General features: G+C 67.6%; 11 protein-coding genes. 5 read left to right on the top strand and 6 right to left on the bottom strand.

Annotation, left to right across the window (positions count from 1 at the left end; all coding sequences use genetic code 11):
* Positions 1 to 9 precede the first annotated feature (9 nt).
* Entirely contained in the window at positions 10 to 1221 is a 1212-nt protein-coding gene (manD, locus tag ASE89_RS07760) for a D-mannonate dehydratase ManD (RefSeq protein ID WP_031394598.1), read from the top strand.
* Positions 1209 to 2510, top strand: coding sequence for an MFS transporter (locus ASE89_RS07755; protein ID WP_236701667.1), 1302 nt, complete (start codon positions 1209 to 1211; stop codon positions 2508 to 2510). Before manD ends, ASE89_RS07755 begins: the two co-directional genes overlap by 13 nt.
* 37 nt (positions 2511 to 2547) lie before the next feature.
* On the opposite strand, the gene ASE89_RS07750 is transcribed toward ASE89_RS07755, so the two are convergent.
* The gene (locus tag ASE89_RS07750) at positions 2548 to 2964 is read right to left on the bottom strand and encodes a globin domain-containing protein (protein ID WP_056675741.1); all 417 of its coding nucleotides are present in this window, start codon (positions 2962 to 2964) and stop codon (positions 2548 to 2550) included.
* A 337-nt stretch (positions 2965 to 3301) separates the two neighbouring features.
* Here ASE89_RS07750 and ASE89_RS07745 point away from each other — a divergent pair, with 337 nt between their 5' ends.
* Entirely contained in the window at positions 3302 to 5080 is a 1779-nt protein-coding gene (locus tag ASE89_RS07745) for an IlvD/Edd family dehydratase (RefSeq protein WP_056675738.1), read from the top strand.
* Positions 5081 to 5159: 79 nt separating this feature from the next.
* On the opposite strand, the gene ASE89_RS07740 is transcribed toward ASE89_RS07745, so the two are convergent.
* From ASE89_RS07740 to ASE89_RS07725, 4 genes are read right to left on the bottom strand one after another with little or no spacing between them, the layout of a single operon-like run.
* A complete protein-coding gene (locus tag ASE89_RS07740; protein ID WP_056675736.1) occupies positions 5160 to 6605 on the bottom strand; it encodes a sugar porter family MFS transporter in 1446 nt (481 codons plus the stop codon).
* Positions 6606 to 6660: 55 nt separating this feature from the next.
* The gene (locus ASE89_RS07735) at positions 6661 to 7539 is read right to left on the bottom strand and encodes an SMP-30/gluconolactonase/LRE family protein (RefSeq protein ID WP_056675733.1); all 879 of its coding nucleotides are present in this window, start codon (positions 7537 to 7539) and stop codon (positions 6661 to 6663) included.
* A 3-nt stretch (positions 7540 to 7542) separates the two neighbouring features.
* Entirely contained in the window at positions 7543 to 8355 is an 813-nt protein-coding gene (locus tag ASE89_RS07730) for an SDR family NAD(P)-dependent oxidoreductase (protein WP_056675730.1), read from the bottom strand.
* On the bottom strand, positions 8352 to 9503 hold the full coding sequence (locus tag ASE89_RS07725) for a fumarylacetoacetate hydrolase family protein (RefSeq protein ID WP_056675727.1): 1152 nt from the start codon (positions 9501 to 9503) through the stop codon (positions 8352 to 8354). Before ASE89_RS07725 ends, ASE89_RS07730 begins: the two co-directional genes overlap by 4 nt.
* A gap of 196 nt (positions 9504 to 9699) precedes the next feature.
* Between ASE89_RS07725 and ASE89_RS07720 the strand changes: the two genes are divergently transcribed.
* Positions 9700 to 10035 (top strand): hypothetical protein, encoded by a 336-nt coding sequence (locus tag ASE89_RS07720; RefSeq protein ID WP_056675725.1) that lies wholly within the window; start codon positions 9700 to 9702, stop codon positions 10033 to 10035.
* 52 nt (positions 10036 to 10087) lie between these two features.
* Here the strand turns inward: ASE89_RS07720 and ASE89_RS07715 are convergent, their stop codons facing one another.
* On the bottom strand, positions 10088 to 11398 hold the full coding sequence (locus ASE89_RS07715; protein ID WP_056675718.1) for a metal-dependent hydrolase family protein: 1311 nt from the start codon (positions 11396 to 11398) through the stop codon (positions 10088 to 10090).
* 185 nt (positions 11399 to 11583) lie between these two features.
* Here ASE89_RS07715 and ASE89_RS07710 point away from each other — a divergent pair, with 185 nt between their 5' ends.
* Positions 11584 to 14127 carry a PepSY domain-containing protein gene (locus ASE89_RS07710; protein WP_056675709.1) on the top strand — a complete coding sequence of 848 codons (2544 nt, stop codon included), beginning with the start codon at positions 11584 to 11586 and terminating at the stop codon, positions 14125 to 14127.
* Positions 14128 to 14137: the final 10 nt, after the last annotated feature.

Raw genomic sequence — 14137 nt, 5'->3', positions numbered from 1 at the left:
AGGATCGTCATGCCCAGGATCGTCAATGCCCGCGTCATCGTGACATGCCCCGGGCGCAACTTCGTCACCCTCAAGATCGAGTGCGACGACGGCACCACCGGGCTTGGCGACGCGACGCTCAACGGTCGCGAACTCAGCGTCGCGAGCTATCTGAGCGATCATGTCGTGCCCTGCCTGATCGGTCGCGACGCGCACCGGATCGAGGACGTCTGGCAGTTTCTCTACAAGGGCGCCTATTGGCGGCGTGGCCCGGTGACGATGGCGGCGATCGCCGCGGTCGACACGGCCCTGTGGGACATCAAGGGCAAGCTGGCGGGGATGCCCGTCTATCAGTTGCTCGGCGGCGCCGCGCGCGACGCGTGCATGGTCTATGCGCACGCCAATGGCACGACGATCGACGACACGATCGCGGTCGCGAAGGCCGAGCAGGCCAAGGGCTACAAGGCGATCCGGCTGCAATGCGGCGTGCCCGGGCTCGCCTCGACCTATGGCGTCGCCAAGCATGGCGCGCGCTACGAGCCCGCCGATGCGGATCTGCCGAGCGAGAGCGTGTGGTCGACCGAGAAATACCTCCGCGTCGTCCCCGAGCTGTTCAAGGCGGCGCGCGAGGCGATGGGCTGGGACGTCCACCTGCTCCACGATATCCATCACCGGCTCACCCCGATCGAGGCGGCGCGTCTCGGCAAGGCACTTGAACCCTATAACCTGTTCTGGATGGAGGACCCGACGCCTGCCGAGAACCAGGAGGCGTTCAAGTTGATCCGTCACCACACGACGACGCCGATCGCGGTGGGGGAGGTGTTCAATTCGATCTGGGATGCCAAGGACCTGATCGAGCACCAGCTGATCGACTATATCCGCGCCACCGTCGTGCATGCCGGCGGCATCACGCATCTGCGCCGCATTGCCGCGCTCGCCGACCTCTATCATATCCGGACCGGGTGCCACGGCGCGACCGACCTTTCCCCCGTGGCGATGGCGGCCGCGCTACATTTCGGGCTGTCTGTCCCGAATTTTGGGATCCAGGAGCATATGCCGCACACGGACGAGACCGACGCGGTCTTTCCGCATGCCTATCGCTTCGATGCGGGCATGATGCATCCGGGGGAGGCGCCGGGCCTTGGCGTCGACATCGACGAGGCGCTGGCCGAAACCCATGACTATCGGCGCGCTTATCTTCCGGTCGCGCGGCTGGAAGACGGCACGCTGTGCAACTGGTGAGCGCCGACGGATCGACCCCCGCCGACGTCGAGAAACCGCGGGGCCGGGTCCGGTGGATCGTCTGTGCGCTGCTGTTCGCCGCGGTGGTGCTGAGCTATGTCGACCGGCTGGTCCTCCCGACGCTGAAGCCCGATCTGCAGCAACGCTATGGCTGGAGCGAGACGGGCTATGCTGACCTCGCCATCTGGTTTCAGGCGGCGTACGGGCTGAGCTATCTCGTCTTCGGCCGGCTGATCGACCGGCTCGGCGCGCGGATCGGTTACGCGCTCGCGGTGGCGCTGTGGACGCTCGGGCATGTCGCGCATGTCTTCTTCACCTCGACCAGCGGGATGATCCTTGCGCGGATTCCGCTCGCGCTCGGCGAGGCCGGGACCTTTCCCGCCGCGATCGCCGCGACCAACGAATGGTTTCCGCGGCGCGAGCGGGCGCTCGCGATCGGCATCTTCAACGCAGGGTCGAATGTCGGCGCGATCCTCACGCCGTTGCTGGTCCCGATCATCGCGGTGACGATGGGCTGGCGCTGGGCATTCATCCTGACCGGGCTGCTCACGCTCGTCTGGCTGATCGTCTGGCTCGGCTTTTATCGCCGCCCCCGCGAGCATCCCCGGGTTACGGTCGAGGAGCTCGCCTATATCGAGAGCGAGCCGGTCGAACCCGGTCGGCCCGTCGCGTGGCGGACGCTGCTGCGGCAACGCCAGACCTGGGCCTATATTCTCGGGCGGTTCCTCATCGACCCGGTGTGGTGGACGTTCCTGTTCTGGCTGCCGGACTTCTTCAACCGGCAATATGGCGTGACGATGCTCGCCTTCGGTCCGCCGCTGATCGCGGTCTATCTGCTCGCCGATGTCGGGTCGGTCGCGGGCGGCTGGTTCTCGTCGCGGCTGATCGGGCGCGGCTACAGCGTCAATCGCGCACGCAAGACCGCGATGTTCGCCTGCGCCTTGTGTGCGGTGCCGATCGCGTTCGCAACCCAGGTGCCGAGCATGTGGTGGGCGGTGCTGATGATCGGCGTGGCCTGTGCGGGGCATCAGGGGTTCTCGGCCAATCTCTATGCGCTGCCGGGCGACCTGCTGCCGCGCTGGGCGACGGGGTCGGTGGTGGGGCTGGGGGGCCTTTCGGGCGCGATCGGAGGCATGCTGATGGCGAAGTTCGCGGGTCGCATCCTCGAGACCGTCGGCAGCTATCAACCGATCTTCATCGTTGCGGCCTGCGCCTATCTCGTCGCGCTCGCCGTCATCCACCTCGTCGTGCCGCGCTATGCGCCGGTGGCCCCGGACCGCTTGGGATGATGCCGGCGGCGCGTGCTTCGCGGCCCGTCCGAACCCGCTAGACGTGGTGCTCGTGGCTTGCTGCGATCATCACCCGCGCGACCAGATCATAGGCGTCCTGCCAGGCCCGGTCGGTATCAGGATCGAAATCCGCGCCGGCGAAATGCGCGACGACATGGCGCAACGCGTCGCCGATAATGGCGTAGTGATGATCCTTGGCGCCATACGCGACATGGCGTCGGCCCAGCGCCCTCAGCTCAGGACGCATCGCCTCGAACGCGGTCAGCCCGGTGACGATCTTGGCGAGCGTCTGCATGAAGAGCCGGCCCTGGACTGTGCGGTCGTTCGTGAACAGCGCGCGGGATTCCGGGGCGAGCGCGAACACTCGGTCGTAGAAGATCGTCGAGGCTTCGTCCGCCGCGAACAGGATATGGACGAAGCTGTCGCGGACCAGATCGATCTGTCGCGGCGTCACCGGACGAGGTTCACCAGGATGCCGGTCGACCGGCGTGGCCCTAGGATGGAGCGTCCGGCACACGGCTCGTCCGACGGCGATCGTGGCGATATGGCATACATGCCTGTGACCTGTCGCATTCCGGCTCTCCCGACCCGCACGATTATGTACCGGTTTCAACAGCTTCACGATCGAGCGTCAATCCGCCATGTTGCACGCGTGTTACAATTGCCGCGAACCTCAAATCGTCTTACGGCGATCCCGTTGCGGCGGCTGTTTCGCCGCGAAGTGTCGCGCCGAGCTTGACTGTTCGGCAGGTAAAGGTAGCGCTATCGGATTGACTTGGAGGAGAGAAGCTTTGGATCGCGTACCGGCTCGGCCGTTTCGTTCGCGCGACTGGTTCGCCGACCCCGCCCGCTCGGACATGACGGCGCTCTATCTCGAACGCTTCATGAATTACGGGCTCACGCCCGCCGAGCTGCGCTGTGGCAAGCCGATCATCGGGATTGCGCAGACCGGCAGCGACCTGTCGCCCTGCAACCGCATCCATGTCGAGCTCGCCAAGCGGACGCGCGACGGGATCATCGCGGCGGGCGGGATCCCGATGGAGTTCCCGACGATCCCGATCTTCGAGAATTGCCGTCGCCCGACCGCGGCGCTCGATCGCAATCTTGCCTATATGACGCTGGTCGAGACGCTCTATGGCTATCCGATCGACGCGGTCGTGCTGACCACGGGATGCGACAAGACGACCCCGGCGGGGATCATGGCGGTCTCGACCGTCGACATCCCAGCGATCGTCCTGTCGGGCGGGCCGATGCTCGACGGATGGCATGACGGCGAACTCGTCGGCTCGGGCACGGTGATCTGGCGCAGCCGGCGCAAGCTGGCCGCAGGCGAGATCGACGAGGAGGAGTTCCTGGCCCGCGCCACCGACAGCGCGCCATCCGCCGGACATTGCAACACCATGGGGACGGCCTCGACGATGAACGCCGTCGCCGAGGCGCTCGGCATGTCGCTGACCGGGTGCGCCGCGATCCCCGCGCCGTACCGCGAACGCGGCCAGATGGCGTTCGAGACGGGACGCCGGATCGTCGACATGGCCTATGAGGATCTGCGCCCGTCGAAGATCCTGACGCGCGAAGCCTTTCTGAACGCGATCCGCGTCGTCAGCGCGATCGGTGGATCGAGCAACGCGCAGCCGCACATCATGGCGATGGCGCAGCATGCGGGGGTCGCGCTCGACATGAGCGACTGGTCGACGCACGGCTATGACGTGCCGCTGATCGTCAACATGCAGCCGGCGGGCAAGTATCTCGGCGAGCGCTTTCACCGCGCGGGCGGGGTGCCTGCGGTGATGCACGAACTGGCGGAGTCGGGACTGCTCGACACGAGCTGCCTGACGATCACGGGGCAGAGCCTGGGCGACAACCTGACGGGCCGGGTGACGCGGGACCGCGAGATGATCCGCACGCTCGACGCGCCGCTGATGGAGCATGCCGGGTTCCTGGTGCTCAAGGGCAATCTGTTCGATCATGCGATCATGAAGACGTCGGTGATCTCCGACTCGTTCCGCGCGCGTTATCTGTCGACGCCGGGAGCCGAGAACCGGTTCGAGGCCCGCGCGGTCGTCTTCGACGGATCGGACGATTATCACCACCGCATCAACGACCCCGCGCTGGGGATCGACGAGCGGTGCATCCTGGTGATCCGCGGGTCGGGTCCGATCGGCTGGCCCGGATCTGCCGAGGTGGTCAACATGCAGCCGCCAGACGCCCTGATCCAGCAGGGGATCCTGACGTTGCCGACGCTGGGCGACGGTCGCCAGTCGGGCACGTCGGACAGCCCGTCGATCCTCAACGTGTCACCCGAAAGTGCGGTCGGTGGCGGGCTCGCCTGGCTGCGTGACGGGGATATGATCCGGATCGATCTGGTCGCGGGGACCTGCGACGCGCTGGTCGATGCGGAGGAGATCGCCCGTCGCAAGACCGAGCCAGCGCCGCCGATCCCGCCGAGCAACTCGCCCTGGGAGGAACTGTACCGTGAAAAGACGGGGCAGCTGGCGCAGGGCGGGGTGCTGGACTTTGCGGTCAAGTATCGCGGGATTGCCGCGAAGACGCCGCGGCACAATCACTAGGCGCCGAGCGCGCCACCGATAGGCCGAAATGGGGCGGGCGAGAGGAACACCTCCCGCCCGCCCTTTTTCATGGTCCGGCTCAGCCGGTCATGTCTTCGAGTTCGCGACCCCGGGTCTCGGTGACCGCGGCGCGGACGAAGAAGAACGAGACGAGCGCGGCGATCGCGTAGCCGAGATAGGTGAAGGCCAGCCCCGGCGAGAGGACGAGCGACGGGAAGCTGACCGAGATCAGCGCGTTGGCGATCCACTGCGCGAACCCCGCGACGGCGAGCGCGGAACCGCGGATCTGCGTCGGGAACATCTCGCCCAACATCACCCACATGACCGGGCCCCAACTGACGTTGAAGAAGATCACGTAGAGATTGGCGGCGACGAGGGCGATCAGCCCGGTATTGCCGGGCAGCGTGACGCCGACGCCCGAGGCGGCGGGCACGGCATTCGAGAAGGCCCAGGCAACGATACCGAGCGTGACCGTCATGCCGGCCGAGCCGACCAGCAGCAGCGGCTTGCGCCCGATCCGGTCGATCAACGCGATCGTCAGGAGGCAGGCACCGATCGACAGGACGCCCGACAGGATGTTGATCTGAAGCGCATTGTCCTCGGTGAAGCCGACGGCTTCCCAAAGCGTCGCGCCGTAATAGAACACGACGTTGATGCCGACGAGCTGCTGGAACACCGCCAGACCGATACCCGCCCAGAGGATTGGACGGATCTTGCCGGTGGTCTTGTCGACCAGATCGGACAGCCGCGGCTTGTGATGATCGACCGCGAGCGAAGCGCGGATCTCGGCCACCTTGCGGCGGGCCTCGGCCGCGCCGAACAGGCGGGCCAGCACCACTTCGGCCTTTGCGTCATGACCCTTCACAACGAGGTAGCGCGGGCTTTCCGGGATGAAGAACAGCGCGACGAAATAGATCGTGGCGGGGATCACCTGAAGCCAGAACATCCAGCGCCAGGCCTGATACCCAAGCCAGAACTCGGCGGTCGAGCCGCCGGCGAAGCGGGCGAGCGCGAAATTCGCGACGAACGCGCCGGTCAGGCCCGAGATGATCATTACCTGCTGGATGCTGGTAAGCCGTCCGCGGATATTGGCCGGTGCGACTTCCGAAATATAGACCGGCGAGGTGACGCTGGCGGCGCCGACGCCGAATCCGCCGATGATCCGCGCGATGATGAACAGCAGCGACGAGTTCGCCGCCCCCGCTGCGAGCGCACTGACGATGAACAGGATTGCCGCCAGCATCATCGTGTTGCGACGGCCGATCACGTCGGACAGCCGGCCCGCCGCGAATGCGCCGACCGACGATCCGACCAGGATCGCGCCGACATTGATGCCGATGCCCAGTCTGCCGAGGTCGAACGCCGCCTCGATCCCCTTTTGCGTGCCGTTGATCACGCCCGAATCATATCCGAACATGAAGCCCCCGATCGTCGCCACCGCGACGATGAGGGCGATCAGCGCGCTGTTGACGCCCCCCGTATCGGTGGGTGAGCCCGTGGCCCTGGCTGTAGCCGTGCCGTTCATTAGTGACGTCCTTCCTGATGGTGCACGCTCTGTTGGCGTGTTCAAGGTCTAGAGATTAAAGGTCCAAGCTGACCGGCATGACGGGAATGCCGCCAATGTCGGTCCGGAACGTGAAGATGTCGCCCGCGAGCGGTTGCGAGGCCAGGCGCTCGGCCGACAGTCCCTGCCGCGCGGTCGTCGCAAAGGCGGTGCGGCCATCGTCGCCGCCGAGCGCGATCTTGGTGACGTTCGAGACGGGGAAGCGCACTTCGTCGGTCATCGTGCCATCGGGCGCGAACCGTCGTGCCGCCCAGCCACCGTAAAAGCCGACCCACACGCCACCGCCGGCATCGCAGATCGCGCCGTCGGGATAGCCCTTGCTCGCGTCGAACTTGAGGAACGGCCGGCCCGCGCCGATCGTGCCGTCGAGACCGATCGGATGCGCGGCGATCGACAGGCCCAGCGTATCGACCAGATAGGCGGTACGCCCGTCGGGCGAGATGGCGGGGCCGTTGGTGATGACGACGGGCGGTACGGCAGTCCTGCTGACGGCGCCGCGGTGCCACTGGTAGATATGCCCGGTCGGGTGGACTTCCCTGTTGTCCATCGACCCGAACCAGATCCTGCCGGCGGGATCGACCGCGGCGTCGTTGAGGCGGTTGTCGGGCAGGTCCGCCTCGATGCCGTTCATCAGCGTGAAGCTGCCGTCGCGCGGATCGAAGCGGTGGAGGCCCTTGGCGAGCCCGGCGACCCACAGTCCGTCCTGCGCGGGAAGGATCCAGCCGACATGCGATGGCGCGTCGAAGCGATCGAGCGCATGCGACGCGGGATCATATCGATAGACGCAAGGCGCCTTGATATCGACGAACCACAGCGCCTTGTCGCGCGCCGACCAGACCGGGCCTTCGCCCAGTTCGGCGCCGACCGAGGCGAGCAGGCGGGCTTCGCTATCCATGGTTCAGCGCCAGCCCGCATCGATGAAATAATCGTGCCCGGTGCACATCCGCGCATCGTCCGACGCGAGGAATAGCACGAGTGCTGCGACGTCGATCGGCTGGATCCGGCCATCGAGGCACTGGGCGGCGACAATCTCCGCCTCCCCCTCGGGCGTGTACCATTTCTCCTGGCGCGGCGTCTGGACATTACCCGGGACGATCGTGTTGACGCGGATGCCGTCGCGGCCGAGGTCGCGTGCGAGGCCGCGGGTCAGGCCCTCGATCGCCGCCTTGCACGTCTGGTACAGGACCAGATCGGGCAGCGCGAGATGCCAGCTGATCGACCCGAAGTTGAGGATCGTGCCGCCGCCGGCGCGCTTCATCGCAGGGACGACGGCCTGGGCTGCGAAGAACTGGTGTCGAAGATTGACGTTCAGCCGCTCGTCCCAATAGGCGGGCGTGACCTCGTCGACGCCGTGCCGGTCGTCATTGCCCGCATTGTTGATCAGGATGTCGATCCCGCCGAGCGCCTGCTCGAGCGCGCCGAACACCGTCTTCAGCTGATCGATGTCGGTCAGGTCGCAGCGATGATAGATCGGCGCATGGGCCGCATCGACCGCGAGGCGCTCGAGCAGTGCCTGGCTGGGTTCGTCGGCGACGTCGACGAACGCGACGCGCGCACCCTGGGCAACGAACGCCTCGACCAGACCCGCGCCGATGCCCGAGCCCCCGCCGGTCACGAGGACCCGCTTGCCGGCGAGACTGGGATAGATGGCGCGGCCTTCACTGGCGCTGGTCTGCTGCAACACGGGAGTCTCCGTCTGATCGTAGGTCATGCGTCGAGAAGGTTGCGGCGCGCGAGATTGGCCATCAGTCCGCCGATGCCCAGCGTCCATGCGGGCGCATCGCGCGAGGTGGTGACACGGTTGACGAGCGCGCCGAGCTTCGGGTTCGAGATGGTGACGACGTCGCCCATCTTGTGCGTGAAGCCGCGGCCGGGTTCGTCGCGGTCCTTGGTGGGGGCGAACAGCGTGCCGAGGAACAGGACGAAACCGTCCGGATAATGATGCTCGCTCATCGCCTGCGTGACGAGATCGGTCGGGTCGCGGCTGATCTCGCGCATCGAGCTATGCCCGTCGAGCACATAGCCGTCCTCGCCCTCGATCTTGAGCGTCACGTCGCTCGCGCGGACGTCGTCGAGCGTGAAGCCGTCGTCGAACAGCCGAATGAACGGCCCGATCGAGCAGGAGGCGTTATTGTCCTTGGCCTTGCTCAGAAGCAGGGCGGAGCGGCCCTCGAAATCGCGCAGGTTGACGTCGTTGCCCAGCGTCGCGCCGACGATCGCGCCGTCTGCATCGACTAGCAGCACGACTTCGGGTTCGGGGTTGTTCCACGTCGAATCGGACCGGATCCCGATCGGGCCACCCCAGCCGACGGTCGAGAGCGTCGGGCTCTTGGTGAAGATCTCTGCATCGGGGCCGATCGCGACCTCGAGATATTGCGACCACATCCCGTCCTCGATCAGCGCTGCCTTGAGCGCCGCTGCCTCGGCGGAACCCGGCACGACCGAACGGACGCTGCCGCCGATCCGGGCCTCGAGCCGGCCACGCACTTCGACGGCCTTGGAGGCATCGCCCCGCGCACGCTCCTCGATGACGCGCTCGATCGCGGACACCGCGAACGTCACGCCGGCGGCCTTGACGCATTGCAGGTCGATCGGGCTCAGCAGGCGCGCAGGCGCATCGACCGCCGCGGACAGGTCGAGCGATTCGAGCGTGCCGAGCGACTGGCCGGCGGCAGCGTCGAACGTGCCGCCTGCGACGAGCGCCGACACGGTCGGCGCGACGCGGGACATGTCGAAGACCTCACCGCGGCTGACCAATATCGGCGTGGGGCCGTCGCCGAGATCAACCCGGCCAAGCAGCAGCGCGTTGCGCCAGTCCGCAGGCAACGCCGACAGGACCGGCGCGGCGATATGCGACATCAATTTCCCTCTCCACTCATGTTACCGCTATCGTATAGGCCATTGCCTGATCGTCAAGAGACGCGGACGAGATTGATCGTACAATAAGCAGCCCCGCTTCGGGACGCGCGGCGCGCCGTGGCCAGCAAGCGACGGACTTGCCGTGCCGAGACGCGATCGCGCTTGCCATTCGCGGGCCCGTGCCTACCGTGAGGATATGGAAAATATCGCATCGCCGCTCGATCTGCTCACCTCGCTCAAGATCGCCTTTGTCGAGCGTGACGAGGCCGCAGACGCTTTTGACGTGTTCAAGCAGGACGCGATCATGGCGCATGAACCGTCGCCAGCCGACGCACCGGCGATCAGCAGCGACGACGCCGCCGATGCTGCGGCGGGTGAGGTCGATGCGTTCGACGCCGAGGTCCGTGGGCTGCTGGCCGCTGCGTCGGATGCGGATGTGATCGGGGCCTATCGCGCGACGGAGGGCGAGGTCGGCGATCCCGCCGCCGAAGCGCTGCTCGGCGAAATCCGGCGGCGTCAACTGACCGCCTGAGCCGCTACGGCGGCGGCGCGCTCGCCGCGCAGGGGCCGCCGCCGCGTGACGATCACTTCGCCGCGACCGCCTTCGCCACGACTCCGCGGTGCATGACGAAATCGACCTGCGTGAGCCGGTTCACATCGTCGAGCGGGGACCCCCGCACCGCGATGATGTCTGCCGTCTTGCCGGGCGCGAGGGTGCCGATATCCTCCCGCCCCAGCAGATCCGCCGCGCCGCTCGTCGCCGCGGCGATAGCTTGTGCGGGGGTAAGGCCGTTCTGCACGAGCAGCGCGAATTCGGTCGCATTGTCGCCGTGCTTCGACACGCCGGTATCCGTACCGAAGGCGACCTTGACGCCGGCCGCATAGGCACGGCGATGGCTGGCGGCCATTGCTGCTGCGGCGGACTCGGCCTTGGCAATGGTGGCCGGGGGCAGGGCGCCGCCACGTGCCTGGGCGAGTGCCGCGACCGGCGCGATCTCGGTCGGCACCAGATAGGCGCCCTTAGCCTTGAAGAGGCGGATGGTCTCGTCGTCGAGAAACGTGCCGTGTTCGATCGAATCGACCCCCGCCTCGAGCGCGGCGCGGGTTCCCTCGGTCGCGTGGCTGTGCGCCGCGACCTTGCGGCCGAGCATGTGCGCAGTGTCGATGATCGCGCGCATTTCGTCCGGGGTCATCGCCCGGCCAAGGCCGCCGCTGACGTTCGACAGCACGCCGCCGGTCGCCGCGAACTTGATGACACGCGCACCGAGCGCAACCTGCGCCCGGACCGCGCGGCGGCAGTCGTCGGGCCCGTTGCAGACATTGACCTCGCGACCATGCACCATATCGGCGAATTCCTCGGCTAGGCCGTTGCCGCCATCGCCATGACCGCCGGTGACGGAGATCATCTCGCCGGCATTGGTGATGCTCGGCCCTTCGATCGCGCCCGCGTCGATCGCATCGCGCAATGCGCGGATGCCGCGCGGATCGCCGCCAAGGTCTCGGACCGAGGTGAACCCGGCCGCGAGCGTCTGCCGTGCATTGGCGACCGCTGTCATCTCGTCATCGAACCGGTCGCGGGTCATGGCCTCGAGCCGTGCGCGCATCGGGTCGCCGCCGATGCCCCAGAGATGGACATGCATGTCGACCATGCCCGGCATCACGAACGCGGTGCGCAGGTCGACGAGTGTCGCGCCGGCCTCAGGCGCCACGAACCCGTCACGCAGCGCGACGATCTTGCCGTCGCGGACGATGATCGTGGTCGCGCCGCGCGGCGCCTGGCCCGGGCGATCGAGCAGCGTGCCAGCCTGGATATAGGTCACAACCGGTGGCGCCGTTTGCGCGTCGGCCGGAATCGCGGTCGCCGCGGCCAGCGCGACCAGTATCGTGGTCTTCATGTGTCTCTCCCCATTGGTGCATGCTTGCCGATCCGCGACGTCCGGGCAAGCGTCGATGCGTGACGACGACCGTCCGCCAACACCCACTCAAAGCTGCACTTGAGAACCAATAGCAATACGTGATAGTGCCGCATCCGTGATCTGGGGGGCTGAAGGCAGATGATGATCTTTCGAGACTGCACGCAATGACGCTGCGCCGCGTGCTGTTCCAGATGCACTGGTTTCTGGGGATTACCGCGGGTTTTGTGCTCGCACTGATGGGCGTGACCGGCGCCGCGATGGCGTTCGAGGATGAGATCATGGCGGCGCTCAGCCCAGGCGTGGCGACCCTCGCACCGCTGCCGAATGGGGCGGGTGATGCGGCAAGGCTGTCGCCCGATGCTCTGGTTCGGGCTGCGTCCGCGCAGCGCGACGGCAAGCGGGTGCAGGACCTGACGATCGCGCGCGATCCCACACTCGCAGCGCAGGTGCGCTTCGCCGCGAAGAAGGGCCAGCGCGGTGGCGAGCGCAGCTATATCGATCCGCGGACCGGCCGGTTGCTCGGCACCGCCACGGGCGCGGGGGTATTTCGCACGATCGAGAATCTCCATCGCTGGCTCGCGCTGCCGGGCGGACGCAACGGCATCGGCAGCCAGCTGACCGGTCTCTCCGCGCTGGCACTCGTCTTCTTCGCGCTGTCGGGGCTGTATCTGCGCTGGCCGCGCCACCCGCTCGACTGGCGCGCCTGGTTCGTGCTTGACCTGCGCAAGACCGGGCGCAACCTGTACCGGGCGCTTCATGCGGTGATCGGCGGCTGGGTGCTCGTCTTCTACCTGCTCAGTGCGGCGACTGGCCTCTGGTGGTCCTATGACTGGTATCAGCGGGGTGCGCGGTACATGCTGACCGGCACGACCGAACGCCCGGAACGCGGCGGGCGCGAAGGGCGCGCGCCGGGTGGCCGTCGCGGCGACCGGGGTGAGGTTGCGGAAGAGTCGCGACCGATCGCCCCGGCCTGGGCGGGGTTCCAGCGGAGCGAGGGCGCGCGTTTCGACCGGGTGACGATCACGGTCCCGCAGGGCCCGGCGCCCGTGACGATGCGAATGGTGCCGATCGGCGCGCGGTCCGACCGGATGACCGACGAACTCCGCTTCGACGCGCGCAGCGGCGCGCTGACCAAGGCGGAGCGCTATGCCGAGCGCGGCGTCGGCGAGACGATTGCGACCAGCATCTATCCGCTCCACACGGGGGCATTCTTCGGTCTGCCCGGGCGAATCGCGTTGTTCTTGACGAGCCTGACGATGCCGCTGTTCACGGTCACCGGCCTGCTGCTGTATCTCGGCCGACGGCGGACCAAGCGGGCGCTCGCGGCGGTCGCGGTACCGGCCTCGGCCGACAAGGGGGGGGCGGACCGACCCGGCGTGCTGGTCGTCCACGCTTCGCAGACCGGCACTGCCGAACGTCTCGCACGCCTCAGCGCTGCGGCGTTCCCGGGTGCTGCGATCCGGCCGCTGGCGACGGTGTCGCCGGCCGATCTGCGCGATGCCGGCACCGTCCTGTTCGTCGTGGCGACCTATGGCGAGGGCGATGCGCCGGACACCGTCCGGGCGTTCGAGCGCCGCGTCATGGCCGCGCCGGCAGACCTCGACGGTGTCCGCTACGCGGTACTGGCGCTGGGGGACCGCGAATATCCCGACTATTGCGCTTTTGGTCAGCGCGTCGACGCGTGGCTGCATGCGAGTGGGGCGCAGCGCCTGTTCGACCGGATCGAGCTCGATGCGACGGATGCGGACGGCGAACGCCAGTGGCAGCAACAGCTTCACGCGATCGGCGCGGATCCGGCGCAGCCCGACTGGCAGCCGGCGGACTATGCCGCCTGGCCGCTGGTCGCACGAACATGGCTCAATCCCGACAGCCCGGGCGCGCCTATGTACCGGGTCGAGCTCGGCATCCCCGCGGGCACGCGCTGGGCACCGGGCGCGATCGCCGAGATCGAGCCGCGTCACGATCCGGCCCGCGTCGCGCGGTTCCTGGCCGATTGCGGGATCGTCGATGACGGCCGGGTCGCGGCGGGACTCGCCAAGGCGACGCTGCCCGATCCGGCGACCTTCGAGGCAGGGGGGCGGGATCCGTTGGCGCTGCCGCCGCTTGCGCACCGCGAATATTCGGTCGCGTCGCTGCCGGAGTCGGGCCGCGTCGAGCTGCTCGTGCGGCAATGTCCCGCAGCCGACGGCGGGCTCGGCATCGGTTCAGGCTGGCTGACGGAAGTGGCGTCGATCGGTGATCCTATCGCCATACGGCTTCGCGCCAATCCGGGGTTTGCGACACCGATGGATCCGGCGACCCCGCTCGTGCTGATCGGCAACGGCACCGGCCTCGCCGGGCTGATGGCGCATCTTCGCGAGCGGGCGCGGACCGGCGGCGCGCCTGCCTGGCTGATCTATGGCGAGCGCAGCAGCGCATACGACCGTCCGCTCGCCGCCGAACTCGATGCGCTGCATGCCGCGGGTACACTCGAGCGGATCGACCGCGCCTTCTCGCGCGATGCGGGCTGCGGGCGCTATGTCCAGGCGCTGGTCGCGGAACAGGCCGACCGGATGCTCGACTGGGCGGACCGGGGGGCGGCGATCTATGTCTGCGGCAGTCTCGTCGGAATGGCGGGCGCGGTCGATGCCGAACTCCGGATCATCCTCGGCGACGACCGGGTCGAGGCGATGAGCGAGGCCGGGCTGTACCGCCGCGACATCTACTGACCGCCGTCGA

Origin of the sequence: Sphingomonas sp. Leaf30 (assembly GCF_001422525.1) — a bacterium.
Classification (GTDB): Bacteria; Pseudomonadota; Alphaproteobacteria; order Sphingomonadales; family Sphingomonadaceae; genus Sphingomonas; species Sphingomonas aerolata.
Note: the sequence above shows the minus strand (reverse complement) of the source record. Positions and strands in the feature narration are given on the sequence as shown.

Bases quoted from the DNA above. Each gene is read 5' to 3' on its own strand.
- manD (WP_031394598.1), top strand. From the start codon at position 10: ATGCCCAGGATCGTCAATGCCCGCGTCATCGTGACATGCCCCGGGCGC.
- ASE89_RS07740 (WP_056675736.1), bottom strand. From the start codon at position 6,605: ATGAACGGCACGGCTACAGCCAGGGCCACGGGCTCACCCACCGATACG.
- ASE89_RS07735 (WP_056675733.1), bottom strand. From the start codon at position 7,539: ATGGATAGCGAAGCCCGCCTGCTCGCCTCGGTCGGCGCCGAACTGGGC.
- ASE89_RS07730 (WP_056675730.1), bottom strand. From the start codon at position 8,355: ATGACCTACGATCAGACGGAGACTCCCGTGTTGCAGCAGACCAGCGCC.
- ASE89_RS07725 (WP_056675727.1), bottom strand. From the start codon at position 9,503: ATGTCGCATATCGCCGCGCCGGTCCTGTCGGCGTTGCCTGCGGACTGG.
- ASE89_RS07720 (WP_056675725.1), top strand. From the start codon at position 9,700: ATGGAAAATATCGCATCGCCGCTCGATCTGCTCACCTCGCTCAAGATC.
- ASE89_RS07715 (WP_056675718.1), bottom strand. From the start codon at position 11,398: ATGAAGACCACGATACTGGTCGCGCTGGCCGCGGCGACCGCGATTCCG.
- ASE89_RS07710 (WP_056675709.1), top strand. From the start codon at position 11,584: ATGACGCTGCGCCGCGTGCTGTTCCAGATGCACTGGTTTCTGGGGATT.